Below are 25,644 nucleotides of genomic sequence, written 5' to 3'. Positions count from 1 at the left end.
GATCAGTCCCCGTCCGCCTGGTTACTATCGCCACGTGTTTCCGAAGAGTGTTCGCTTCCAGAAACAGGCGCACGTCCCTGTTCAACATCTTCGTCAACGGCCTCATCTGACGAATCCGAATCGCTACGACCTTTTGCCGGCTTGCCGTTCGACGCGACACGCACCCCGTCAGGCAGGTGAAGCGTGCGGGTCGGAAAGGCAACTTCGGCACCATGGCTTTCAATGATCTCGCTAATCCTCAGCAGTACGTCCTGCTTGACCTCATGAAACCTCACCCATTCGATGGTCTTGGTAAAGGTATAAACCATGATATCCAGCGACGAGTCGTTAAAGGCCAGGAAATTCACGATCAGGGTCTGGTCCTGGTCGATGTCCTCGTGGTTCTCCAGCATGGACCGGATGTCCGCCACAACCTCAGTCATGCCACTGACATCCACGTAGCGTATACCAATGGTTTCAGAGATACGGCGGTTGTGCATGCGCGAGGGGTTTTCTACGGCAATGGTCGTAAAGGCAGCATTCGGCACGTAGAGCGGGCGCTTGTCAAAGGTGCGAATCGTAGTCAGCCGCCAGCCGATGTGCTCCACCACGCCCTCGATATTACGATCGGGAGAGCGAACCCAGTCGCCGACCTTGAATGGCCTGTCCAGATGGATAATGAACCCGCCAAAAAAGTTGGCCAGCAGATCCTTGGCGGCAAAGCCCACAGCGATACCACCAACACCACCAAAGGCCAGCACCCCGGATATGCTGTAACCAAGGGATTGCATGGCAATCAATACCGCGGTGATGATAACAACGGTCCGGGACAGCTTGCTCACCGCATTGACCGTGGTGTAATCCATCGGCTTTTTCATCTTCAGCGGAGAAGCGAGAATCTGCTCCCCCTGTTTGATCAGCCGAAGCAGCGTCCAGACCAGCAGGAAAACAAAGCCAATCTGCAAAATGGTTTGATTGACTGAAAAGATTTCGGCTTCCGAGTAGTGGTGAGCAACCTCTGCCGCCCAATACACACCCTGCAGCCAGACGAACGCGACCACTGGCTTCCGCGCAGCGTGAAGCAGTGCGTCGTCCCAGAGGTTGTCGGTTTTCTGGAAACGTCGTTCGACGGCGCCCACGATGAAACTCGCAATGTAGGCCACCACCGCGGTGCCAGCCACCAGAGCGAAAACCACGAGCCCCACTCGCCAGCTCTCTGACAGCAGATTCCAGTCCTGAATCCAGGTATTGAGTATGGAAGGTGCTTCTTCGATCATCGTTTCCCTCGGTTTGATGACAACCGGTTTAGTGACAACCGCCGGCGCTATCGTATCGTGACGGGCAGGCCCGGCGAGACACGGTCGTATAGGTCAGCAACGTCGGCATTCCTCATGCGTATGCAACCATGTGAGCGCGGAACGCCCATGGGTTCGGCATCCGGTGTGCCGTGAATGTATATGAACCGACGAAAACTATCGACCCCGGAGCCCCGATTTCTCCCCGACTCAAGCCCACATAACCAGATAATTCTGGACAGTATCCAGTCACGTTCGGGAAACTGACGCGCCAATTGTTCGGAATAAACCTCCCCGGTGGGCCGGCGGGCGATGAATACGGTATTCAGGGGAAGGCCATCACCCACCATCGCGCGCACGTAATGCCGGCCCGTGGGCGTGCACCCACTGCTCTGGCGCTCACCGGGGCCATTAAGTGCCGTCGAAACGGGATAGGAGAGAGGCTTTGATGTGTCGCCAGGAAACAGTGTCAGCGTTTGCGCATTGAGACTGATCTCGATTCCGGGAACAGGTATGGAAACAGAATTACGTGGCATGCGGCGTCAGGCTCCCGGTGAACAAACCAACCGGAAGCCTAACCGAGAGCGAGCGACTCAGGCAACCGAGGTTTTATGGGCAGGTGGCACCAGCATGGCGTCATCAGCCTGCATACCTGCCGCCAGGAAGGGCACAAGTCGTGCTGCAATTTCCTGGACCGTGGTTTCCACACCCAGCTTGTTCTGCAGAATATCCCGCAGGGCATCACTGCTGGACATGGTAAATGCTGTCGCACCAAGCATGAACTGAATGCGCCAGTAGCGGTCGACCGCGGACAATTGCGGCGTCGCTTCCTTGAGCAGGCGCATAAAGCGGCTGAACGGCTGGCTATATTCCTGCTCAAGAAATTTCCGAAGATGGCCTTGGGACTGCGTATAGGCCAGGCCGAGCAAACGCATGAATATGGAAATACCTTTTTCATTGCGCTGCGGCATGCGTACTGCGCTTTCAGTTAGCGCCCATAGAGTCTGGTTCAACGTTGGCGGTTCGCCGTCGCATTTCGCCTCCAGATCATCGAACGCATCCTCCAGCGTGGCGGAGAATGGCGTCAGGAAGCGGGCAAACACCGCATGGATCAGGGCGTTTTTAGAACCAAAGTGGTAATTGACAGCAGCGAGATTTACCTTAGCCTTACTGGTAATCATGCGAAGGGAAGTTTCGGAGAAACCCCGCTCGGCGAAGAGCTCTTCCGCTGCATCAAGAATTCGGTCAACCGTATCAGACTGAGCCATTTTATTATCAGTGCCTCTAAGCAAACGTCTGTTTGAAACATACGTTTGACCGGCAGCTATGTCAAGCTCTGTCCCCCGGCTCTGCAGCTACCGATGACCAGCCCCGGTCAATGGCCTGCTGGTGCCCCTCGAAAAAAGCCTGCTGAGCCCGGCCGTAAGCTTTCTCAGCCTCCAGAAGATAGATCAGATAAAGACGGATATGTTCCCGCCGGGTCAGGTTCCGAGCCAATACCCGCCGTTCGGATAATGCCAGCAGTTCACTGAACCGGGTCGCTTTCAGAGCCGAGTTAAACTCAGCCATACGAGCACACTGCCACACCAGCCCCTCTTTCCCTTCCAGGTGTTCGATGTGCTTGCGTGCGTCGCGAATCATCCTCTGACGGCGGATGACCAGATCCAGATACGAGGGCCGCGACGTATAAAGGCGGCGAACACCTGGCACTCCCAGTAGCAGGATGATGACAAAGGCACCAAAACCACCGCCGGCAATCCACGCTGGCACAAAGCCGGTCATACCGCTGAGAAAAACCACCGCCGCCAACAACGCACCAAACAGCCAGATGTCACGATTGCGCCGGGCCGCAGCAAGCGTGTAATTATCCGGCCAGTCAGGCAGAGCCAACAAGTCGAAATCTAGCAGCAACACACGGTCGCACTGGCGCAGCATCAAACGAAGCTTACGTTGACGCGACTCCGCCAGGGTTTTTTCGATGTTCTGAGGGCTCTCACCCGTCGACGATTCCTTAACAGACTCATCGCTCGCTGGAATGTCGTCAGTCTCAAGCCGGCCAGCAGAGGCCGTTGCACCCCGCTCGGGGCGGTTGGCAGGAACTTCAGCACCAGTAGCAGCACCGGCCACCCGCCCCGCATCACCCGTTTCCGGATGAGGGTCCGCGGGCCTCCCCCTACGCAGCAAGGGCTCTCCTCCACGCGCGGTATCGATGGTTCTCTGACGTACGTTTTCGTTCTCTGCCATGGTTGATTGTCCGTCATGGATCACCGGGCCAATAGCTGTCATCGACACCCTGCCCTTACCGTTTATCGGCCAACGGCCCGGATCCTTGAGTCACAGAGACATGCCTGAGCGTGCCTGAGCATACCTGAGATGGTCACGATGGCTTGGCACCGACCCACAGGATCGCTATCCTTGCGACCATCAAGTGTGGCCCTATACGGCTACAGACACCAGTCGTCGAGGTTGAGACATGTTTACAGGCATTGTTCAGGGTATTGCCATCGTTGACGAGATTTCTGCCGTGCCCGGTCTGAGCACCTTCAGCATCCGCTTTCCGGAAAATCAGGCTCACAACGTGACCATTGGTGCGTCAGTGTCCATCGACGGCACCTGCCTGACGGTAACGCGACAGGAAGGCCAAAATCTTTATTTCGATGCCATGCAGGAAACGCTGCGCCTGACCACCCTGGGAAAGCTGAAGCCAGGGGATCGCATCAATTTCGAACGTGCGGCCCGGATAGGCGACGAAATCGGCGGGCACCTCCTCTCCGGCCACGTGCACACCACGGCCGATATCGTCGCGATCGACCGCCCCGAGAACAATTGCACCATCGAATTCGAGGTGCCGCAGGCATGGGCTCGCTATATCTTTCCCAAAGGCTACATCGCCATCAACGGCGCCAGCCTGACCATTGGCGACGTCAATGATAATCGCTTCAACGTTCACCTGATCCCCGAGACCCTGCGGGCAACCACCTTTGCCGATATGACGGTCGGCGACCGGGTTAACATCGAGATCGACAGTCAGACCCAGACCATCGTTGATACGCTGGCACGCATGGGTTACGACCGGCCACCCTCCTGAACAGAGGCTTCGAACACCACAAACTTTGGGTCTGCATCGAGTTGTCGCACCTGGCCAAAGTAGTGACGGAGACTGCGGTGATAACCCAGGTGCCGATTCCCCACCAGCAACATACATCCGCCAGGGGACAGGTGCCGAGCCACCTGACTGAAGAGACGAAGGGCAATATGGTCACCGACCACACCGCCTTCATGAAATGGCGGGTTTAACAGCACCAGATCATAACGGTCAGCCGCCTCCGGAATACCATCACTGTGATAAAAGCTCGCGACAGCGTCCGGGAAAGCCGTCAGGATATTTTGACGTGCGCTGGCAACCGCCTGACTGGAAACGTCCGCGAACGCAATCTCAAGCGCCGGATTACGGGCCAGGGCCGTCAGCCCAAGCACACCGTTTCCGCAAGCCAGATCCAGTACCCGTGCTCCAGGGGCGAGATCCGCAATCTTCCGCTCAATGACCGGCAGCAGCAACCGCGAACCGATATCCAGCTTTGCTCTGGCGAACACCGCTGGCATACCCGATAGCTCGTACCGGGACGACAACCTGTATCCCCGCCAGAAATCCGGCCACTCCCGCAACGTATCCTCACCCCGGGCGGCAACCACCACCCTCGCTTTTTTGCGCGCGGGACAGACTTCCCGGGTGTTGACCAGTTCCCCAAACACATCAGCGCTGTGTGACGGCAGGTGCTTGATCATGCCACCGGCAATCAGCTTGCCTTCGGGTGCCAGAACGCTGTTCACCCACCGCAACAGGCACGCCAGGTAGTCCAGTTGCCGGGGAATCCTCATAACAACAAGATCGAAGGGCCCTTCCGGCAGCTCCAGCCAGCTCTTTGGTGCCGGAATAGACAGATCGGCCGGAGCATTAATAACCAAGGATTCAGAGAGGAGACAGCTATCGGCAAAGGAAACAGGGAAGAAAGGCGCCAGACCCAGGGTCAAAGCCCCAAACTGGTCGTCAATGATCAACACCCGTGGGTGGCTCTGCGGCGTGCAACGCCCCAGAACCTGCTCCAGCAACTGCTCATCAGCGGCGTCCCAGGCCCGAAGGGTGTGGCCTCCACCGGGGCGTTTCAGGGGCAAGCGCCCGCCACTGAATGTTAGAACCTCACTTGTCATTTTAGGCATCCGCATCGTCATTCAGAAAACTGCGGACATTCTAGGCTGATTACTCTAGAAATTAACCCTACTCTGAAAGAACGATTTCAGGTTGCTCCGTTTGTTGTGGTAGCAAACCTTCTTGCCCCTCACCCCAGGGGCTTTTTTATGCCCGAAAAAAACCGCTATTTTGGCGTCGCATTGATGCTTTCGATAAACGCAGGCGACAGAACGTCGATGACGGGGCGCTGGCCGCCGCTGAACTCAGGGGCGGGCTGTGCAGGCTCCGAAGCAAGGATGCCCGGCTGTTCGGACCAGTGCAGGATATCCAGCTTACCATCGTGCCTCTCCACCAGCGCCGTACAGTGTTCCACCCAGTCACCGTCGTTGCAGTAGAGTCCTTCCTGACTGCGCAGAAAGCCAGCGGAGTGGATGTGACCACATATAAAACCGTCATAGTGTCCGCGTTCTGCCGCCGTCAGAGCAGCCAGTTCGAAGCGTCGAATGAATGACCGCGCCTTGCCGATACGGCTTTTGACCCAGGCCGCCAGGGACCAGTATGGCTTGCGGCGTAAGCGCCGCCAGGCATTGAACCAGCGGTTCAGGCGCAGCAGAAGGCCATGAGCCCTATCGCCTACCAGCAGCATCAAGGGGCTGCAGCGCACCACCTGATCAAACTGGTCGCCATGGCAGACCACGAACCGGCGACCGTCCGCCGTCGTGTGAATGGCTTTTTGCTTCAACTCGATACCTGCCAACGTCTGGCCGCAGAAGTGCCGCAGAAATTCATCGTGATTGCCAGGCACATAAACCACCCGCGTGCCGGCAGCGGCAATAGCCATAAACCGCCTCACAACCGCCTGATGGCTTTCCGGGAAGTGCACCCGCCGTTGCATAGCGATCAGATCAACGATATCCCCGACCAGGTACAGGGTCTCACAGCTAACGTTGTCGAGAAAATCCAGAAGGTAGTCCGCCTGACAATCGGCGGATCCCAGGTGAACATCGGAAATGAAAACGCTCCGGTACTGATGCATCGGCTTCCCCCACCGGCCTGCTCAAGGATTATTCATACCTTGTCCGATGGCAATGACGACCGTATGACAGCCAGACGACAATTCAGTGACGGCGGGCGCTCCACACCGTGAAGCGTCGGTCGCCGGCGATCGTCTTGACCGGCCCGACGTGACGACGGATCAGTGCTTCATAGGGAAGAAACGTGTTCGCCACCAGGCGCAACTCACCGCCGGGCTCCAGGTGCTTTGCCACACCCTGCAGGAACCGCTCAGTCATGGATGTATCGGTACGGATACCGGTATGGAATGGCGGATTAGTGACAACTGCAGCGTAGCGGCCGTCGACGCCGGACAACCCGTCGGAGGCGTGAATCAAGCCATCCACGCCCGCCTCCCGGTAGGTCGCACGAGCACAGGCAACGGCCTGGAACTGCACGTCTACGCCGTCGACCGGAAAAACGCCCTGCTCCGTGGCTCGTTGGTGCAACTGCAACCAGGTGCCGATAACACCTGCGCCGCAGGCAAAATCCAGCACGGGTCCTTTTTCCAGCGGTGAGTCAGCAAGGGTTTGCAACAGCATGGCGGTACCATCATCCAGCTCACCGTCACTGAATATACCCGGCAAGCCGGCCATCCTGAAGCCAACTCCCTCGCACTCAACCGGATGCCACTGAAGCCAACGTTGAAGGTCAAACACTGGGCGCCTGGGCAGGCTATCGGCTTGCCAGACCTGGCAGTGGCGGGCACTGTCTGCCTTCGATGCTTGCGGTGCAAACTCCTTCAGCTGCTTCACAGCGCCTGCAATACCTTCTTTCTTTTCGCCCACCAAGACCAGTCGAGCACCTTCGGCCGCCAGCCAAAGTGCCAACTCAAGCCTTACCGACAACTCAACTCGGGCCTTGGGGAGGAACACCACCAGGGTATCGGCCATGCCCGATGACAACTCCGGCGCATCATAGCCAAAAGCCGCCGTCCAGCCACTGACGGCCAGCAGTTGTTGGTAATTGCCAAAGTGTTCGGAAATCGTCAGTCCCCGGTCCGGCAACCGGGGAAGCAACGCGGGATCGACCATGCCAATAATGGCCAGGCGACCACGCAACAGATTCTGGTTCTTGAGCAGGACTTCGTGGGAATTAGGCAGTGCAGACATTGATCAGCGTATCCCGGCGTTCGTATCAGGCGGGATACTCTAACCGGAATTGAGCCCTGAGTCTTGGCCCGGGCGGTCAGAAACCGGCAGATTACAACTCCGGCCTCCTACTTGTAGCGGGCAACCGTGTTGGCTCGCAAAGCGTCTTCTGGCGACATACCCCAATCTTCCACTGATTCCGGCTGCGGCGTCGTTTCACTGGTGCGGCGACGAGCCTGGGTGGACTGCGTCGTTTTGCGCTGACTCATGGCACTGAGCGCTTTTTGAACGATCTCTCGCATGGTTAACCTCCTGATATGTTACGAATTCAGTGTAACAATCCTTCAGGAGGTTAACTGTGATGACGTGCCGGGTCAGAAAGTGACGCCTGTCACGAATAATTGACACAATTTGACATTTTTTGCGTCAATTTTTATGGCGACCCGCACGGACCGGCCTCAACACCAGTTCATCAATGCTGTTTTGTTTGACTGCCTCGTGATCGGCCTCGGAGCTAATGGACAGCCCCATATCCCGAAGGATGCCGTCGGCCACGTCGTAGACGAATCCGTGCACGGTCAACGCCTGCCCACGACGCCAGGCCTCCTGCACAATGTTGTTTTGACAGACATGGCCAACCTGCTCCACCACGTTCAACTCGCACAGGCGGTCCACGCGGTCCTGATCGGTCGCCAGGCCATCAAGAATGCCCTGGTGTTTGTCTCGAACGTCCTGAACATGCCGCAACCAGTTCGAAATCACGCCAAAGCCCTCATTGTTCAGGGCCGCCTTAACTCCCCCGCAGCCATAATGACCAACGACGAGGACATGCTTGACCTTAAGCACGTCAACGGCGAACTGAAGTACCGATAGGCAATTGAAGTCTGTGTGTACCACCACATTGGCCACGTTTCGGTGCACAAACAGCTCACCAGGCATCAGGTCAACAATCTGATTGGCCGGTACCCGACTGTCCGCGCAGCCAATCCAGAGGTACTCTGGTGCCTGCTGGTTGGACAGGCGGTCAAAAAACTGGGGGTCCTGGCTCTTGATGCCATCGGCCCAGGCCTTGTTATTGTCCAGCAAATGATCAAGCTGCCCCATCAAACCTCCTCCTAATGATCAACATTGCCCAGAATTGAACGGCAATCCGCGACATAAATCAATCATCAACTGGTCTGAGTCAGGTCGGAGTCGTGATGTTCGTGCATGGTGCTCTGAGCCAGATCCAGTAGCTCTCGCAACGCCACGGAAAACATCGCATATTCCGGTTCACGCACCCCTTTGAGTTCCGTCAGCATGGACTTCCAGCGGCTTATCATGGTGCTGTGCCGCGCCATCCAGTTATCAACAGCACCGCTGACATCCCCAGGCTTGGCAGCCAGCCTGAGTACACCCGTGGTCAACGCCCTCTGTTGCCAATCCAGGTCCTCACGGAAACTCTCCCTCGCAAGGGCCTGCCAGTGAGACGCGGGCACCAGGGCAGCAATGGCGTTGGCAAACCAGTTCAGGTCCAGCTTGTCGCCGAGATCGTAATAGAGGTTGGCGACGGTTTTCAGAGGCATGCCCGTTGCCTCGCGGGCCTCGATGATGCCGAGAGACGAATAGAGGTAGCTGGTACCTGCCGCCACAGAGGCCAGATCTTCCGGCAAGCCAGACTCGACCAGTTCGTTATGGCGTTTTTTCCAATCAGCACAAGCCTGTTCGCCGAGATAATCCGGCAGGTCGGCCGTGATCTTCCAGACGCTGTCGGCGAAACGCTCCATATGGCTCTGAATACCAAGTTCTGCCCGGCGGTTGCGCAGCAGCCAGCGAACAGCTCGGCGAATCAGTCGCATCAGGTCACCCATCAGATCCATCTGAACCTTGGCCGGGATAAAGTAATCCAGGTATTCCACCTTGTCCCACCAAGTGTCCAGCCGGAAGACATCACGAGCGATGATCCAGGCCAACGCAATCGACGCCGCGTCGGCCCCGGTTGACTGCTTCAACCGCTCCACGAAGGTGATCCCCATGTGGTTGACCATGTCGTTGGCAATCTGCGTCGCAATGATCTCACGGCGCAATTGGTGCTCACCCAGCTCTTTGGAGAACTTGCGGGTCAGGTCCTGAGGAAACACCTTGTACATTTCCCCAGCCAACAGGGGCTCATCCGGCAAACTGCTGTCGATCAGGGTCTGCTTCAGATCCCCCTTGACGTAGGAAATCAGCACGGACAGTTCCGGACGGGTTAACCCTTTCTTGTCCAGCTTACGCTCGGACAGGGTTTCGTCGTCAGGCAGGAATTCCAGACTGCGATTCAGCTTGCCCTCGCTTTCCATGGTGTTCATCAGCCGGCGGTATTCTTCGAGCCGGGTAATGGCCCCCACACTGGCAATACTGATGGCCTGGGTCTGCCGATAATTGTTCTTGAGCACCAGGGCGGCCACATCATCCGTCATTTCCTCCAGCATGATGTTGCGCTGTTTATCCGTTAGATCCCCCATCGCAACCGCCTGGTTCAGGAGGATCTTCATGTTCACTTCGTGGTCGGAGCAATCCACACCGCCGGAGTTGTCGATGAAGTCGGTATTGAGCCGGCCGCCGCGTAGCGCGAACTCGATACGCCCGAACTGCGTCAGGCCCAGGTTCCCACCTTCGCCCACAATCTTGCAGCGCAGCTCAGAACCGTTGATACGAACCGCATCGTTGGCCTTGTCCCCAACGTCCCCGTGGGACTCGCCCTGACCCTTGACGTAGGTTCCAATGCCACCCACCCAAAGCAGGTCAGCCTGGGCCTTCAGAATGTGGGTAATCAACATGTTGGGCGGCACCCGGTCGGATTTAATCCCCAGTAGTTTCTTCATTTCCGGGCTGACTGGAATGGATTTGGCGCTGCGATTAAAGATGCCACCACCTTTGGAAATCAGGCTGGTGTCGTAATCAGTCCAGGACGAGCGTGGTAGCTCGAACAAACGCTTACGCTCTTTGTAGCTTTTCGCCGCGTCCGGCGCCGGATCGATAAAAATATGCACATGGTTGAAGGCGGCGACCAACTTTGTCTTTTCCGATGAAAGCAGGCCGTTGCCGAACACGTCTCCCGCCATATCACCGATACCGATGGCGGTGAACTCATCCAGGGCCGGGTTGATGCCCAGCTCGCGGAAATGGCGTTCCACGGACACCCAGGCACCACGGGCGGTTATGCCCATTTTCTTGTGGTCATAACCGTTGCTGCCACCGGAGGCAAAAGCATCCCCCATCCAGAAGCCATACTCTGCCGCCAGACCATTGGCGATGTCCGAGAAGGTTGCAGTCCCCTTGTCCGCAGCCACAACCAGGTAATGGTCATCCTCATCGTGACGAATCACCGACGCTGGCGGCTGGATACCGGCGTCCACCAGGTTGTCGGTAATGTCCAGCAGGCCACGGATGAACGTTTTATAGGCCTCGATACCCTCGGCCTGGAAGGCCTCGCGATCCGACATGTCCGGAAGGCGTTTAGCCACGAAACCGCCCTTGGCACCGACTGGCACGATCACCGCGTTCTTGACCTGCTGGGCTTTCACCAGCCCGAGAATCTCGGTGCGATAGTCCTCGAAACGGTCGGACCAGCGCAAGCCCCCTCGGGCCACCTTGCCACCACGCAGATGCACGCCCTCAACCCGCGGTGAGTAGACGAAAATCTCGAACATGGGCATGGGCAGCGGCATATCCGGAATGCGGGAGGGGTCGAATTTCACACTGATATAGGGCTTTGTCTTACCTTCGCCGTCGGGCTGGTAATAGTTGGTACGCAGGGTAGCCTGCATCAGTTCCAGGAACAGGCGCAGGACCCGGTCTTCACTCAGGTTCTCTACCTCATCCAGCCCGGCGTTGAACTCGATCTCAAGCTTCTGTTGCGCAGCCGCACTTTTGCCCTCGCTCTGGTAACGCTCCGGATTGAAGCGCACCTCAAAGAATTCCAGCAACAACCGCGTCAGGTCCACATGGTTGACCAGGGTGTTGGAGATAAAGGTCTGGCTGTTGGAAAAGCGGATCTGACGCATGTAACGGGCGAAGGTCCGCAGCAAGGCGATCTCCCGCCAGCTCATGTAGGAGGACAGCAGCAGCCTGTTGAAGGCGTCATTCTCGGCATCGCCGTACCACACGCGACGGAACAGATCCTCGAAAATAGGCCGGATACGATGGATATCCACCACTTTCCCACTGTGCGCCTGCAGGGTGAAGTCGTGTATCCATACGGTCTTGCCTTTCCGGTCACTGACTTCAAAGGGGTGCTCGCCGATCACCCGGAAACCCAGATTGTCGAATATGGGCATCACATCGGACAGCGGTAGCGGCTCATCCGGGTAGAAAAGCTTAAAGTGAAGCGTACTCTCATCCTCTTCCAGAGCCCGATAGAAGCTCATGGTGAGATGCTTTTCCTCAGCTGCGCCGGAGATATGCTCAAGATCAATGGCAGCACGCCGGGGCGAGAACATGTCTTTGTAACTGGCAGGGAAACCGCCAGAGTACACACGGAACATCTCGTTACCCTGCTCTTCGCCATAGGCCTCGGTCAGCGCTTCCAGCAGGCCATCACGCCAGGACTGTGCCAGCCCGATCACCTTGTCACGAATCTCGGAAATCGGAAGCTGCCGGTTTTCCACCTGGGGCACCCGTATCGTGAACTGCACCCGCGCCAGAACCGATTCGGAAAAGTGGGTCACAAATTCGATGTCTTCGGCACCCAGGGTCTCCAGCAACTCCTGTTCGACCTTCAGGCGCAACTCGGTGTTGTAGATATCCCGGGGGAAGAACGCCAGGCAGGTCACGAACTGGCCATACACGTCTTCCCGCATGAACAGCTCGATACGACGACGTTCCTGAATATAGAGAATGCTCTTGGCGACGGACAGCAGCTCGCCCGGCTCTATCTGGAACAGTTCGTCCCGGGGATACACCGTGAGGATCTGATCCAGTTCCTTGCCCGCGTAGTCATCACGCAGGAACCCCGACCGCCGCATGACCGTCTGGAACTTGCGGCGCAGCAGGGGAATTTCATCCGGGCGCTCGTTGTAGACCCGTGAGGTATACAACCCCAGGAAACGGCGCTCGCCGACCACCTCGCCCTTGCTGTTGAACTTCTTGACGGCGATGTAGTCCGGATAGGCCGGACGGTGAACCCGTGAACGCTGGGCCGACTTCGCGAAAATGAAGATATCATCGGTGCGGGTCATTTCATGCCGGGTGCGCTGTGGCAATTCATTGAGCCGAACGCGATCCGGGCGCTCGTTGTTCACCCGCAGGATGCCCAGTTCGGAATTCTCCACACGGCGGACCACCAACCCGCTCTTGTCCTTGGCGAAATCGTATTCGTCGTAGCCAAGGAAGGTGAAGTGGTCCTTGACCAGCCACGCCAGGAAGGCCTTCGCCTCTTCCTTTTCCTCCTCGTCGATACCGGCCGTGGTATTATCCAGCTCCCGGCTGATTTCATTGACTTTTTCAGTCACAATCGGGAAGTCACTGACCGCTATTCGGACTTCATGAAGAATGGTTTGCAGCACCTCTTCAAGCGATCTCAGGTCTTCCGGGCTGCTATGCCGGTCAATCTCCAGCACAATGAACGCCTCGTAGCTGGCATTGGCGGACTTCTTTTTCGGAGGATGCAGTTTTTTCAGTTTGCCCTGAGTGTCCCGCTCCACCTGAAGTATGGAGTGCTGAATCGAGTGGGTACCGATTTCCCGCTGGTTGATGGCAATTCGCAGGGAATCGATTAGAAACGGCATGTTCGGATGAAGAATAAAAATGACAGTATGCGTTGACTGCCAGCCATCACTTTCGAGGTCCGGATTGAACACGGACACAGGGGTTTCCTCGGCGGACCGTTTCTGAAGAAATTGCCAGGCCGCGAGGATAGCCCCATAGGTATCGGAAAATCGTCGACTTATAAGTTCTTCAAGAGGAATGTGAGCATAATGCTGCTTCGCGAATTCACTGATCTTTTTCGCTTCGGTTTTCGCTATTTTTTCAGCGAAAGCTTCGTCCAGCTGTTGGAAAAACTGTTCCTTGCTGGCGATCGTCAGCGCATTCATAGTCGACCTCTGTGAGTGTGAAATAAACGTAATCGGTGTACCGTCACATAAGCATAGTCAAAGCCTTGATTTTTGCCCCACAGATGCGAAAACTGCGGCATCTACTTACGCGAACCGTCTCTGCAGTAGGAGTGGACACCCCCCATGGCATTACAGCATACGTTTGGAGAGCTCAGGTCTCAGTTAGCAAAAAGGATTATTGGCCAGGAAAAACTGGTGGACCGTTTGCTGATTGCCCTGTTGGCCGATGGCCACCTGCTGGTTGAGGGCGCTCCCGGCCTGGCAAAAACCACCGCCATCAAGGCCCTCGCCGACCACCTCGAAGGCGACTTTCACCGTATCCAGTTCACCCCGGACCTGCTGCCATCCGACGTCACCGGCAGTGAGATCTACCGAGCCGAAACCGGGCAATTCGAGTTCCAGCATGGCCCGATCTTCCATAACCTGGTGCTGGCTGATGAAATTAACCGGGCTCCGGCCAAGGTACAGTCAGCGTTACTCGAAGCCATGGGCGAACGCCAGGTCAGTGTCGGCATGCGCACCTTCCCGCTGGATCGCCTGTTCATGGTAATGGCCACCCAGAACCCCATCGAACAGGAAGGCACCTACCCCCTGCCTGAAGCCCAGCTCGACCGGTTCCTGATGCATGTAGTGATTGACTATCCGTCCGCCGTGGCCGAAAAAGAGATTCTTCACCTGGCGCGCAACGACTACCGCCGTGGGCAGGTGGCCGCTGAAGTCCGCCTGACGGCCGACCAGGTTTTCGAAGCCCGGCATGCGGTTTCCGACATCTATATGTCAGAGCCCGTCGAGCAATACCTGCTGGCTTTGGTGCTGGCCACCCGTGACCCGGCGTCACTCGACCCGGAACTGGCCCGCTGGACTGCCTTCGGAGCCAGCCCACGAGGCACCATCGCGCTGGACCGCTGCGCCAGAGCCATGGCGTGGCTGGAAGGACGGGACTACGTCAGCCCGGACGATGTGAGGAACATTGCCTTCGACGTTCTTCGCCATCGTATTTTGCTGACCTTCGAAGCCGAAGCCGAAGGCCTGACTGCAGATGCTATTATCCAGCGCCTGATAGACCGCGTTCCGGTAACAGCCTGACACCGTGACCATGACGCCCGAAGAGCCAGCGACTCATATTCCCCTTTCCGGTCTCATTCGCCTGCAGGCAGATGCCCGCGCATTGAAGTTGCCTGCTGCGCGCCCGGTAAGATCCCGGCAGGCCGGCCTGCAACGCTCTCCCCGGCGCGGGCGGGGCATGGCCTTTGCTGAAGTGCGCCAGTATCAGCCCGGGGACGATATCCGCAGCATCGACTGGCGGGTGACCGCCCGACGGCAGTCGCCGCACACAAAGCTCTACGAGGAAGAGCGCGAGCGCCCCGTGCTCCTGCTTTGCGACCTCGGGCCTTCACTGTTTTTCGCCAGCACCGGTGCCTACAAACAGGTCCGCGGCGCCCAGATTGCCGGTATCCTGGCCTGGCTTGCCCTTTGGTCTGGCGATCAGGTGGGAGGAATCGTTTTCAACGGCAACGAACTCACCGTACAGCGCCCGGCGCGGCGCAAGAAATCGGTACTGCAGTTCCTCGACACCGTGGCAAGGCAGCAAAGAAGCACGCGCGACTCAAGCGCCGTTGCGGCCGCCGGCGTGGAAAACGCCACCCTGGATACCGCCCTGCGGGAAGCTCGCCGTGTGGCCCACACCGGTAGCCGCATTTTCGTCATCAGTGACTTCCTGACCATTACCTCAGAAACGTCGCGGCTACTCGGTTCACTGGCACGTCACAACACGGTCAGCGCACTGAGAGTTGTTGACCCATTGGAGCTGAAGTTACCTGAAAGCGGTCGTTTCGCCATTGCCGGCGAGGACGGACCGGTGTGGTTCGATAGCAGCAACCCCCGCTTCCAGAGGGCCTATGCAGACAAGGTTCGCCAGCATACAGAGGCCCTTGAGGAGTGCTTTCGAACGGCGGGTGTACAGCCCGCCAGCGTCATGACCGGCGATCAGCCAGCGTTGGCGTTGCAGGCACTGCTTGGCCCCCGGGGGCACATCGGATGACAGGAACCGCAAAGACCCCATGATGCAACAGGACCCACTGAGCCAGCTCAGAGACATTCACCTGCCACAATCCGGAGGCTTCTGGCCACCGGCGCCCGGCTGGTGGTTGCTGATAGCTATCGCAATTGCCCTGGGCATTCTGGCGTTTGTGCTGATCCGACGAAAACGGCGCAAAAACCGCTGGCTGAAAACCGCCATTACAGAATTGAACCGACTGGAGCAGGCCGCAACACCCAACAGCCAATGGTTCGGCGCGCTGAACGCTCTACTGAAACAAGCCGCGCGTATCCGCTACCCTGAACGCCTCCCGGAATCCCTGTCCGGCGAACCCTGGGTTCGCTTTCTTCTGGAAACCAGCCCGAAGGATCGCATTGCCTCACGCCCGGTGGTGGAAGCCATGGTGAACAGCAGTTGGCAACCAACCCCCGAGTGCCATACCAGTGATGCTGTCGCGTTCGCCCGTGTCTGGCTGGGAGGCCAAAAATGCTGAGCCTTGCGTTTCCATGGGCCCTGCTACTGGCTCTGGTGCCCCTGATAATCCGTTTACGCAAACGCAGTGCTCAGACTGTGGAGGCACCTGTTTTTCCGGTCGGGCATTGGTTATCGGACCTGCCGGGTGTCAGCCGTAGCGGCAGCCACGCCCCCCTTTGGCAGCAACTGGCACTGTTGCTGATCTGGCTGCTGCTGGTCGTGGCCCTGGCGCGCCCCCAACACGTCGGCGAACAGGTACAGTTGCCGGTCAGCGGTCGTGACCTGCTTCTGGCAGTGGATATTTCCCCGTCAATGGACGAACAGGACATGGTCATCCAGGGCCGCAGCATAAACCGACTACAGGCGGTGAAGCGCGTGCTGGATGACTTTATCCAGCGCCGTGAAGGTGACCGCCTGGGGCTGCTGTTGTTCGGTACGGAACCCTATATCCAGGCGCCGCTGACCTTTGACCTCGCCACCGTTCGCACGCTGCTGCATGAAGCCGGTATCGGCATGGCCGGGCGGGCCACGGCCATCGGCGACGCCCTTGGTCTGGCGGTCAAACGCCTTCGTGATCGCCCCCAGGAACAACGCGTGGTGATCTTGCTGACCGATGGCGCCAACACCGCTGGTGAGATCGCGCCGGACAAGGCGGCGGAGATTGCAAAAGCCGCTGGCGTACGCATCTACACCATCGGGATTGGTGCCGAAACCATGGTTCAGCGTGGGCTGCTCGGCTCGCGCCGGGTCAACCCATCCCGCGACCTCGATGAGGGTTTGCTGACGCGAATTGCCCAGCAGACCGGCGGTGAGTACTTCCGGGCCCGCAGTCTGCCCGAGCTGGAACTGATCTACGAAAGCATCAACCAGCTCGAACCCATCGAACTGGAAGGCAAACACTATCGACCGGTGACTGAACTGTACGTCTGGCCCGCCGGAATTGCCGTCCTGATCTGGCTGCTACTCCAGAGCGCCAGAGTGGCCAGCAACCGGCTTGAGACCAGAAACAACGCACGGGGAGGGAATCATGGCTGATTTTCACTTCCTGCGCCCACTGTGGCTGCTGTTACTTCTTGTCGCCCTTGTCCTGCCGTTGGTATTCAAACGCGTCCGCCAGAGCGACAGTGGCTGGAGCCGCGTGATACCGCCGCAACTGCTGCGCCCACTGATCAGTCAGTCTGGCGCAGCGGGCGGTCAAAAACGCTCGCCCGTATTGCCGGTCGTTGCCGCCCTCGTGGTGCTTGCCGTTGCCCTCGCCGGCCCGTCGTGGCGCAAGGCGCCCACGCCACTGCAACAACAGAATGACAGCCTCGTTATCGTGCTGGACCTGTCGCTGTCAATGCTTTCTACCGATGTAACGCCCGACCGCCTGACCGTGGCCAAGCGCAAGATTCGCGATATTCTGAAAGCACGGGAGGGAAGCCTGACCGCCCTGGTGGTCTATGCCGCGGACGCTCATGCGGTCACACCGCTGACGGATGACAGCAATACCATCGAGGGCATGCTGGAGGTACTCGAACCGGTGATCATGCCCGCTGCAGGAAACCGAACCGATCTCGGCATACAACGTGGCCTTGACCTGCTGGAACAGGGCGCCCCGGGGACGGGGCGACTGTTACTGATTGCAGACAATGTGGACGAGCGTTACCTTCCTCGCATCAGCGATACCCTGACGGGCAGTCGGTTCGCGCTCAGCACCCTGACCGTTGGTACTTCAGAGGGTGGCCCAATACCGCTGGCACGCCAAGGATTCATTCGTGATGGCGGCGACATCGTGATTACCCGTGCGGACCCCGCAGGCATGGCGGAACTGGCGAAAAGCAATGGTGGAGACAGTCATAGCCTGACCATTACGGACGAGGACATCCGCAGCCTGGAGCTGCGCCCCATTGACTCGGACAACTGGCAAGACAGCGAGCGCGACCTGACGGTCAACCGCTGGCAGGATGATGGCTACTGGCTATTGTGGCTGGCCGCGCCACTGGCATTGCTCGGCTGGCGTCGCGGTGCCATGGTGGCGGTACTGCTAACACTTTTGCCCCTCACCCCACGTCCCGCAATGGCCATGGACTGGGACGCCCTTTGGTCCCGGGAGGATCAGCGTGCGCCCGCGCTGATCGAAGAAGACCCGGAACAGGCAGCCAGGATTCTCGACAATCCCCAGTGGCGTGGTAGCGCACTCTATCGCTCAGGTGACTATGAGTCCGCAGCGGGCGCGTTCGCCAGCGAAGACACGCCCAGGGCAAGCTACAACCGCGGCAACGCCCTGGCCCGTGCCGGCAAGCTGGAAGAAGCCCTCGAGGCCTACGAGAATGTGCTGGCGATGCAACCTGGACATGAAGACGCCTTGTTCAACCGTGACCTGGTGAAACAGCTGCTGGAGCAGCAACAGAACCAATCCAGCGGGGACGGCAGTGAATCGTCAGATCAGGACGGCAATCAACAGCAGCAGGGTAACCAGCAGAACTCACAGAATGGGTCGGATACTCAGAACCAGGACGGCGACCCGTCAGATCAGGCCGGGCAGAACCAGCCGGATAATCAACACAATGGACAGCAAAAGAACGAGCCAGAGGATAGCCAACGGAACGGCCAAAGCGACCAACAGGAAAAGCAGGAGGAGAGCGCTCAACAACGCCAACGTGATGCCGACGCTTCAGCGAGCGACGGACAAACATCCAGGGCACCGGCGGAGCTTGATACTTCCCCGCTGACCCAGGGACAGGAACAATGGCTCCGGCGCGTGCCCGATAATCCGGGCGGACTGTTGAGGCGCAAATTCCTGCAACAATACCAGGAACGAGAAACACCATCTGACGAGGGCGATACACCATGGTAAGCCGGCTGACCGGTCCGTTTATTCTGATACTGCTGCTTGTCACCATGGCAGGACCGGCCATGGCAGCCAACGATCTGACCGTCGAACCCGACAGAACCCGTCTTTACGAGGGCGAAGTGCTTACCCTGAGCGTCAAGGGCAGCACCAAAATCGATATCAATCTGGGAAACCTGTTCGATTTCGACTTGTCGAGTCTGCCAAAACCGGACATCGAAAAGGTAGAAGACGACTTCGAAATTCTCGCCCGCAACCAGCAATACTCCATTCGCACCGTCAACAATGAAATGGTGGGCGAGATCACATGGACGTACCAGCTCGCGCCCAAAAAGACCGGTGAATTGACCATTCCGCCCCTGAGCTTCCGAGATTCCCGTTCAACCCCCGTCACCATTGAGGTTATCAGCGGCACCCCACCCGATCAGGAGACCGAGGTCCAAAGAGACAGCTTTATCGAGCTGGCCGCGGACAAGGACGAAGTGTACGTTCAGGAACAGCTGGTGCTCACCATCAAGCTGTTTTTCACCGGCAACCTCATTCGCGGCGAGCTCTCCGAACCGGAGCACCCGAATGCCATTGTCGAATCGCTGGGCAAGCAGAGCGAGTACACCCGCTACCGGGACGGTGTTCGCTATCGTGTGGTTGAGCGCCGTTACGCATTGTTTCCCCAAAGAGAAGGACAGCTCAGTCTGCAGCCCATCCGCTTTGAGGGCCAGGCCCGGAATGAACAGGGCCAATTGAAGTTTCTCCGCGACAGCGCCAACCTGTTTGATATCACCGTCAAGGGTGTGCCAGCGGAATTCAGCGGAGACACCTGGTTGCCCGCCCGCACGCTGGAGCTGGCCCAGTCCGGACTGCCACGAAACCAGAACCTGACAGCGGGCCAGAACCTTACCAGAAGCCTCACCATGAGGGCGGAGGGCCTACCTGCCGAATCCCTGCCGCCGTTCCCGGAACAGACACCCGATAGCATACGGGCTTACCCGGAAAAGCCCGAGCGCACGACCACACCCGGCACCGAAGGGCTGACTTCGACACTGACCCAGACCACGGCACTGGTGCCCGTGCAGCCTGGAAAATTAACCTTACCCGAGATCCGGATCCCCTGGTGGGATACTGAAAGCGACAGCGAAAAAGTAGCGGTTATTCCAGCACATACGCTGGTCGTTGAGGGGATACCCGGCCAGATCGACTCGGTGCCCAGTAATCCGGAAGACGCGTCGGAAACGGACACCAGGACCAACGATGACCCGGTATCAGGTGAGCCTGACGGAGAATCCGGCGCTGGCTTCTGGCCGTTGGCCACCCTGGCCGTTGTGGTGGGTTGGCTGATCACTCTGGCGGCCTGGTGGTACAGCAGGCATCGCACCAGTGCTGGCAAGGTCGTGGCGAGTCAGGGAGACAACCGGGAAAAGGTGCTATTCCGGGATCTGTGCGAGGCAGCGCAGGCGGGATCGCCCAAAACGACCGACCTGCTTGTACGCTGGATGTCTCAAAGGCATCCGGAACGCACCTTCCAAAGCGTAACGGATGTGAACCGGTTTCTGGACGACACGGAACTGGCCGCCGAGATCGAACAGCTTCAGCAGCGATTATTCGGGACACCCGGTGAATCGGCCACGTCAGAGCCCTGGCAGGGAGAACGGCTTGTGGCAGCGCTCATCCGCGTGCGTGGAACCGCCGGTGAATCAGCTCCCGGGGATCAGCTGCCGCCGCTCTACCCGCAGGGCCTGAGCACCAGCCGGTGACAGATTACTGCACCAGTTGGGTGTCAATCACCAGGGTGACAGGCTCGTTTTCGCCTTCACCCACTGGCACCGGCTGATCCACCTCGCCCTGCCAGTCTCCTGCCTGGGGCCTGGCGTTGCCAGAGCGTGACAGGCGCGCTTGCAGGCGCACTTCACCCGCCTCCGACAGCTTTGCATTCGCGGACATATTGAAGCGGTCGTCCAATCGGATCTCCATCGGTAACTGGCCCGCACTCAGCCGTGCCACAGCCAGAGGTGGCCCGCCCTGAACATTCGCGCGACGCGCCAGAACAAACAGGGTGGTGTCGTCAGGAATCTCGCCCTGGAATGCTTCGTCTATTTCCACCTGGACGGTTACGCCGGCCCCGGATACCTCTGACGGCTGCTCCTGCGGCATCTCCCGACCCAGGCGCTGATAGGCCTGTTCAATGCCCTGGCGGATGGACGTAATCTGGGGATGATTGGGCGCCACCGACACAATGCGCTCCCAATACCGGATCGCCTCCTCAAAGTTCTGCTGGCTGAAGGCATGGATGCCGAGCAGGCCGAGGGAATTGACCTCGTCGGGATTCAGCGACCTGGCTTTTTCAATGGCGTTCGACACCTCTGGGTTGAGGTCACCCTCACTCAGGAAAAATGCAGCCTGGGCTGACAATCCCCAGGCGACAGCTTTACCGCTCTCATCGTCCTCAATACTCTCTGCCAGCCGTTCGAAGGCCCACGCCGCATCCTCATACTGCTCGATGCGCATATAGCTACGCCCCAGCATGGCCCAGCCCTCGGTGTTCTCCGGATTGTCCTCCAACCGCTCGCGAAGCTGGGCCGTCAGTTCCTGCATCTGGCCCAGGCGATCGCTGTCGGCTGCCATCATTTCCTGCATGGCGCGGAACTGCTCGACGTCGTCCATGGCGCCCCACTGTCCGTACAGGTATACCGCAGCGGCGGGAATAACCGCGAGGCTGGCAATCGCAATGACGATGGCGCTTTTCCCGCCCCTGGCCCGATCCGGTGAAGCAATAACACCACGCTCAGCATCCGGGACATCATCAAGCATACTGCCGGCCAGCTCTTCCCGGAGCTGTTGATAGCTTTCCTCGTCCAGCGCGCCGGCTTCAAACTCGCGATCCAGTTCCGCCATTCGGCTGCGATATGCCAACAGGTTCTGGTTGCGCAGATCCATTTCCGCGCGCCGGCCGGAACGGTGCAGGAACAACGGCGCCACCACAAACGCCAGGGCAAGTACGATTAATACAGCGGCCGTCAGCCAGAAGGTCTGTGTCATAGAACGGTCATTAATCCGGTTGAGAAAGAGTGTTGTTTGAAGTCAGGTGCGGCTGGAGTCATCGCCATCGAGCATTCTGGATGCCCGTGCACGCTCTTCGTCGGTCAGGGCTGGCTCGTCCTGGCCGGCCCTGCGGGAACGGATGACAATCCCGGCCACCACCATCAGGCCACCCAGGACCACAATGGCTGGCGTTGCCCACAGCAGGATGGTGCGGCTATCCACCTCCGGCTTGTATCGCACGAATTCACCAAAGCGGTCGACCAGTGCTCCGACAATTTCCTCGTTGCTGGCGCCATCAGACATCATCCGGTACACCTCGTCGCGCATGTCCTTGGAAATCGGCGCATTGGAATCGGCGATGTTCTGGTTCTGGCACTTCGGGCAACGCAACTCCGAAATCAGGGTCTGGAACCTCTGCTCCTGCGCCTGAGTATCAAACCCGTAAACGTCTCGGGCATCCGCTACCGACATCGGCGCAATTGTCATCAGTAGCAGCCATGCAAACACCGGGCGCCACATCAGATCTTCCCCCTGAACCGGTCGACGATGGGCTTGATGTCCTGCTCCCATACTTTTTCGTTGACCACGCCAACATGGCGGTAACGCACAATACCTTCGGCATCAATGACATAGGTTTCCGGCGCGCCATAAACCCCCAGGTCAAACCCGAGGCTGCCACGGGGATCGTAGATCGACACCTGATACGGGTCGCCCAACCGATCAAGCCAGACCAGTGCATCATCCCGGTTGTCCTTATAGTTAAGGCCAACGATACGCACGCCTTTCTCTTCCGCCAGCCAGACCAGATCACCATGCTCATCCCGGCAGGCCGGGCACCAGGTACCCCAGACATTCAGCAGGGACACATGCCCTTCAAAAACCTCACGAGTCAGCTCGCGACTTTCGTTGTGGAGATCCGTCAACAAAAACTCGGGCACCGGTTTGCCGATCAACGCCGACTCGAGTTTGTTGGGGTCTTTGCCAATACCGGCGAACAGGACCACTCCGAGTACCACAGCGAGGATCAACGGCGTGAACAGCAGCAGCCGCTTCATGACGACGCTTCTACCGGGTCTGCTCCGCGCTCACCGCCTGCGTTCGGTGCCTTGGCCTTACCGTTTTCCGCAACCTTGTCGCGAATGCGATAGCGGCGGTCCGAAATGGCCAGGAAGCCACCAGCGGCCATAAACAGTGCCCCCAACCACAACCAGCGGACCAGCGGTTTGTATTGAAGCCGGATCGCCCAGGCATCGTCAGACACCCGTTCACCGATGGCGACAAAAATATCCCGGAACAGGCCGCCGTCAATACCAGCCTCGGTCATGGTGTTACGTTGAACCATGTATCGGCGCTTCTCCGGGTATAGCGTGGATATCAGACCACCATCCGAATCGTAAACGTCAAAACGACCGTATTCCGCGGTGAAGTTCTGCCCTCTTCGGTTGCCAATTTCGGCAAACGCAACCCGATAATCACCCACCATCGCGGTGTCCCCGGGCGACATGCGTACGTCCCGCTCGATACCGTAGTTGGACGCGACCGTCGCACCCGCCATGGTGATGGCCAGCCCCAGATGCCCGAACACCATGCCGTAGTAACTGCGGGATTGACGCCTGAGGCCGTGGAGGCGCCCATTCCGTGACCCGGACTTTTCCCAGAGATCCCAAAAGGTGGCCACCGTAATCCACATCGCTGAGAACAGGCCCCCAAACGCCCAGGGCTCGAACGTGCCGTACCCAACCAGCACAGCACTGGTCCCGATCATACTGACAGCCAAAGGCCACAGCAGTTTGCGGCCCAGCCAGCCGCCGTCGGTTTTCTTCCAGCGGGAGAATATACCTGCCCCCAACAGCAAGCCGGCGGCAATTCCAAGGGGGCTGAAGGTCAGATTGAAGAAGGGTTCACCGATGGATAGCCGCCCCATGTCCAGGTAGTCCAGAACCAATGGATAAAGAGTCCCCACCAACACCAACAGGGTTGCGGCAACCAGCAACACATTGTTCATCAGCAGGAAGATTTCACGGGACAGGCTGCCGTAACGGGAGCGCACATGCACCACCGGCGCCCTGAACGCGTACAGGGTCAGGCTCGAAACAATCGTAATCGCCAGTAGCGCCAGCAGAAATGTCCCCCGGTCGGGGTCTGAGGCGAAGGCGTGGACAGAGGTCAGCACCCCGGAACGCACCAGGAAGGTTCCCAGCAGGCTCAGGGCGAAGGTTACGATGGCCAGCAGCACGGTCCAACTCTTGAATACGCCGCGCTTCTCGGTGACAGCCAGACTGTGCATCAGCGCCGTTCCCGACAACCAGGGCAGCAGCGAGGCGTTCTCGACCGGGTCCCAGAACCACCAGCCGCCCCAACCCAGTTCGTAATAGGCCCACCAGCTACCCAGGGCAATGCCCAGGGAAAGGAAAGCCCAGGCCACTGTGGTCCAGGGGCGGGACCAACGAGCCCAGGCCGCATCCAGTTTGCCATTGATCAGCGCGGCAATGGCGAAAGCAAAGGCCACGGAGAAGCCCACATACCCCATGTACAACATGGGTGGATGCACGATCAGCCCGAAATCCTGCAACAGCGGGTTCAGGTCGGCGCCATCGGCCGGCACATTGGGGAGCGTACGATCGAAAGGATTGGAGGTCATGATGGTAAACAACAGGAAGCCCACCGTGACCATACCAAGCACCGACAACACCTGGGACACCATCACCGACGGCAGGCGCCGGCTGAATATGGCGACCGCCAGCGTCCAGCCAACAAGCATCAGCACCCAGAGCAGCAGCGAGCCTTCATGGCCGCCCCACACCGCGCTGAATTTGTAGTACCAGGGCAACATGCTATTGCTGTTGTTGGCGACATAGGCCACGGAAAAGTCATCGGTCACAAACGCGTGAGTCAGAAGACCAAAGGCCAGGGCAACGAAGACGAACAGGCCCGCTGACAGCGGCCGGGCGAAGGCCAGCAATTGGTCACGCCCCGTCACCGAGCCCACCAGGGGGACCACGGAAAGGAGCACTGCCAGCAACAGCGCGAGTATCAGGGCGATCTGTCCGAGTTCCGGATACATCAGGATTCTCCAACTCTCTTAAACGTGGGCCAGCAACGCTAGTAACCGGCGCTGGATTCACCGGCTGTCGCAGGCATGGCGGCCCGCTTGCCGGCGGCCTTTTCCAGGGCGTCGTTCACTTCCGGTGGCATGTAATTCTCGTCGTGCTTTGCCAGCACCTGGTCCGCGACAAAACGGCCATTACCGTCCATGCGCCCCATGGCGACAACGCCCTGCCCTTCGGCAAACAGGTCCGGCAGGATCCCGGTGTATTCCACCAATACCGATGAGGTAAAGTCCGTTACCTTGAACTCCACTTTCAGGCTTTCCGGATCACGCTGCACAGTCCCTTCTTCCACCATGCCGCCGGCACGGATGCGGACGTCCACCGGCGCTTCGCCAGCGGCAATTTGGCTTGGGTCGTAAAACAGGTTGATATTCTGCCGCAGCGCGTAGGTCGTCAGGGCCACGGCCACCGACACCCCGACAAGGAGAAAAAGGACAATGGTAAGCCGTTTTTTTCGGATCGGGTGCAT

22 protein-coding genes are annotated in these 25,644 nt (G+C 58.6%); 7 read left to right on the top strand and 15 right to left on the bottom strand.

The window, feature by feature from the left end; genetic code table 11:
- Window positions 1-2: 2 nt before the first annotated feature.
- The 4 genes from B3M52_RS09875 to B3M52_RS09860 form a co-directional block, all read right to left on the bottom strand.
- A complete protein-coding gene (locus B3M52_RS09875) occupies window positions 3-1,256 on the bottom strand; it encodes a mechanosensitive ion channel family protein (RefSeq protein ID WP_075194759.1) in 1,254 nt (417 codons plus the stop codon).
- A 47-nt stretch (window positions 1,257-1,303) separates the two neighbouring features.
- Window positions 1,304-1,810 carry a L,D-transpeptidase gene (locus B3M52_RS09870; RefSeq protein ID WP_075194758.1) on the bottom strand — a complete coding sequence of 169 codons (507 nt, stop codon included), beginning with the start codon at window positions 1,808-1,810 and terminating at the stop codon, window positions 1,304-1,306.
- 57 nt (window positions 1,811-1,867) lie between these two features.
- Window positions 1,868-2,542, bottom strand: a complete 675-nt coding sequence (locus B3M52_RS09865; protein ID WP_007153921.1) for a TetR/AcrR family transcriptional regulator — start codon at window positions 2,540-2,542, stop codon at window positions 1,868-1,870.
- A gap of 61 nt (window positions 2,543-2,603) precedes the next feature.
- Window positions 2,604-3,518 (bottom strand): hypothetical protein, encoded by a 915-nt coding sequence (locus tag B3M52_RS09860; RefSeq protein WP_075194757.1) that lies wholly within the window; start codon window positions 3,516-3,518, stop codon window positions 2,604-2,606.
- A 229-nt stretch (window positions 3,519-3,747) separates the two neighbouring features.
- On the opposite strand from B3M52_RS09860, the gene B3M52_RS09855 reads away from it, so the two are divergent.
- Window positions 3,748-4,362: a riboflavin synthase gene (locus tag B3M52_RS09855; RefSeq protein ID WP_041333724.1), complete on the top strand. Its 615-nt coding sequence runs from the start codon at window positions 3,748-3,750 to the stop codon at window positions 4,360-4,362.
- Here the strand turns inward: B3M52_RS09855 and B3M52_RS09850 are convergent.
- The 6 genes from B3M52_RS09850 to B3M52_RS09825 all read right to left on the bottom strand — a co-directional run bounded on the left by B3M52_RS09850 (window position 4,341) and on the right by B3M52_RS09825 (window position 13,663).
- A complete protein-coding gene (locus B3M52_RS09850; RefSeq protein ID WP_075194756.1) occupies window positions 4,341-5,483 on the bottom strand; it encodes a class I SAM-dependent methyltransferase in 1,143 nt (380 codons plus the stop codon). The two genes, B3M52_RS09855 and B3M52_RS09850, sit on opposite strands and share 22 nt — an antisense overlap.
- A gap of 164 nt (window positions 5,484-5,647) precedes the next feature.
- A complete protein-coding gene (locus tag B3M52_RS09845) occupies window positions 5,648-6,499 on the bottom strand; it encodes a UDP-2,3-diacylglucosamine diphosphatase (protein ID WP_041333720.1) in 852 nt (283 codons plus the stop codon).
- An 82-nt stretch (window positions 6,500-6,581) separates the two neighbouring features.
- Window positions 6,582-7,628 (bottom strand): class I SAM-dependent methyltransferase, encoded by a 1,047-nt coding sequence (locus B3M52_RS09840; RefSeq protein ID WP_036204936.1) that lies wholly within the window; start codon window positions 7,626-7,628, stop codon window positions 6,582-6,584.
- Between the two features lie 107 nt (window positions 7,629-7,735).
- Window positions 7,736-7,909 (bottom strand): hypothetical protein, encoded by a 174-nt coding sequence (locus B3M52_RS09835; protein WP_164732115.1) that lies wholly within the window; start codon window positions 7,907-7,909, stop codon window positions 7,736-7,738.
- 124 nt (window positions 7,910-8,033) lie between these two features.
- Window positions 8,034-8,711 carry a carbonate dehydratase gene (gene can, locus B3M52_RS09830; RefSeq protein WP_036204933.1) on the bottom strand — a complete coding sequence of 226 codons (678 nt, stop codon included), beginning with the start codon at window positions 8,709-8,711 and terminating at the stop codon, window positions 8,034-8,036.
- 65 nt (window positions 8,712-8,776) lie between these two features.
- A complete protein-coding gene (locus B3M52_RS09825) occupies window positions 8,777-13,663 on the bottom strand; it encodes an NAD-glutamate dehydrogenase (protein WP_036204931.1) in 4,887 nt (1,628 codons plus the stop codon).
- A gap of 144 nt (window positions 13,664-13,807) precedes the next feature.
- Here B3M52_RS09825 and B3M52_RS09820 point away from each other — a divergent pair, with 144 nt between their 5' ends.
- Genes B3M52_RS09820 through B3M52_RS09795 form a run of 6 tightly spaced genes read left to right on the top strand, consistent with a single transcriptional unit; the run spans window position 13,808 to window position 20,780 of the window.
- Window positions 13,808-14,770, top strand: a complete 963-nt coding sequence (locus B3M52_RS09820; RefSeq protein ID WP_036204929.1) for an AAA family ATPase — start codon at window positions 13,808-13,810, stop codon at window positions 14,768-14,770.
- 10 nt (window positions 14,771-14,780) lie between these two features.
- Window positions 14,781-15,725, top strand: coding sequence for a DUF58 domain-containing protein (locus B3M52_RS09815; RefSeq protein ID WP_041333713.1), 945 nt, complete (start codon window positions 14,781-14,783; stop codon window positions 15,723-15,725).
- Window positions 15,726-15,744: 19 nt separating this feature from the next.
- Window positions 15,745-16,215, top strand: a complete 471-nt coding sequence (locus B3M52_RS09810) for a DUF4381 domain-containing protein (protein WP_075194755.1) — start codon at window positions 15,745-15,747, stop codon at window positions 16,213-16,215.
- Window positions 16,209-17,231 (top strand): vWA domain-containing protein, encoded by a 1,023-nt coding sequence (locus B3M52_RS09805; RefSeq protein ID WP_075194754.1) that lies wholly within the window; start codon window positions 16,209-16,211, stop codon window positions 17,229-17,231. The genes B3M52_RS09810 and B3M52_RS09805 overlap by 7 nt, the downstream gene beginning before the upstream one ends.
- Window positions 17,224-19,035: a vWA domain-containing protein gene (locus B3M52_RS09800; RefSeq protein ID WP_178380759.1), complete on the top strand. Its 1,812-nt coding sequence runs from the start codon at window positions 17,224-17,226 to the stop codon at window positions 19,033-19,035. The genes B3M52_RS09805 and B3M52_RS09800 overlap by 8 nt, the downstream gene beginning before the upstream one ends.
- Window positions 19,029-20,780, top strand: coding sequence for a BatD family protein (locus B3M52_RS09795; RefSeq protein ID WP_075194753.1), 1,752 nt, complete (start codon window positions 19,029-19,031; stop codon window positions 20,778-20,780). The genes B3M52_RS09800 and B3M52_RS09795 overlap by 7 nt, the downstream gene beginning before the upstream one ends.
- Before the next feature lie 4 nt (window positions 20,781-20,784).
- Here B3M52_RS09795 and ccmI read toward each other — a convergent pair whose 3' ends face one another.
- The 5 genes from ccmI to ccmE are packed head-to-tail and all read right to left on the bottom strand — an operon-like array spanning window position 20,785 to window position 25,644.
- Window positions 20,785-22,062 (bottom strand): c-type cytochrome biogenesis protein CcmI, encoded by a 1,278-nt coding sequence (gene ccmI, locus B3M52_RS09790; RefSeq protein ID WP_041333707.1) that lies wholly within the window; start codon window positions 22,060-22,062, stop codon window positions 20,785-20,787.
- A gap of 42 nt (window positions 22,063-22,104) precedes the next feature.
- Window positions 22,105-22,584 carry a cytochrome c-type biogenesis protein gene (locus tag B3M52_RS09785; protein ID WP_075194752.1) on the bottom strand — a complete coding sequence of 160 codons (480 nt, stop codon included), beginning with the start codon at window positions 22,582-22,584 and terminating at the stop codon, window positions 22,105-22,107.
- Window positions 22,584-23,120, bottom strand: coding sequence for a DsbE family thiol:disulfide interchange protein (locus B3M52_RS09780; protein WP_075194751.1), 537 nt, complete (start codon window positions 23,118-23,120; stop codon window positions 22,584-22,586). Before B3M52_RS09780 ends, B3M52_RS09785 begins: the two co-directional genes overlap by 1 nt.
- Window positions 23,117-25,129 carry a heme lyase CcmF/NrfE family subunit gene (locus tag B3M52_RS09775; protein WP_075194750.1) on the bottom strand — a complete coding sequence of 671 codons (2,013 nt, stop codon included), beginning with the start codon at window positions 25,127-25,129 and terminating at the stop codon, window positions 23,117-23,119. The genes B3M52_RS09780 and B3M52_RS09775 overlap by 4 nt, the downstream gene beginning before the upstream one ends.
- Window positions 25,130-25,167: 38 nt before the next feature.
- Window positions 25,168-25,644 (bottom strand): cytochrome c maturation protein CcmE, encoded by a 477-nt coding sequence (gene ccmE / locus B3M52_RS09770; RefSeq protein WP_075194749.1) that lies wholly within the window; start codon window positions 25,642-25,644, stop codon window positions 25,168-25,170.

It is taken from the genome of Marinobacter sp. UBA2688, from assembly GCF_002352785.1.
In the GTDB taxonomy this organism is placed as follows: Bacteria; Pseudomonadota; Gammaproteobacteria; order Pseudomonadales; family Oleiphilaceae; genus Marinobacter; species Marinobacter salarius.
This window is presented reverse-complemented; position numbering and strand designations above follow the sequence as displayed.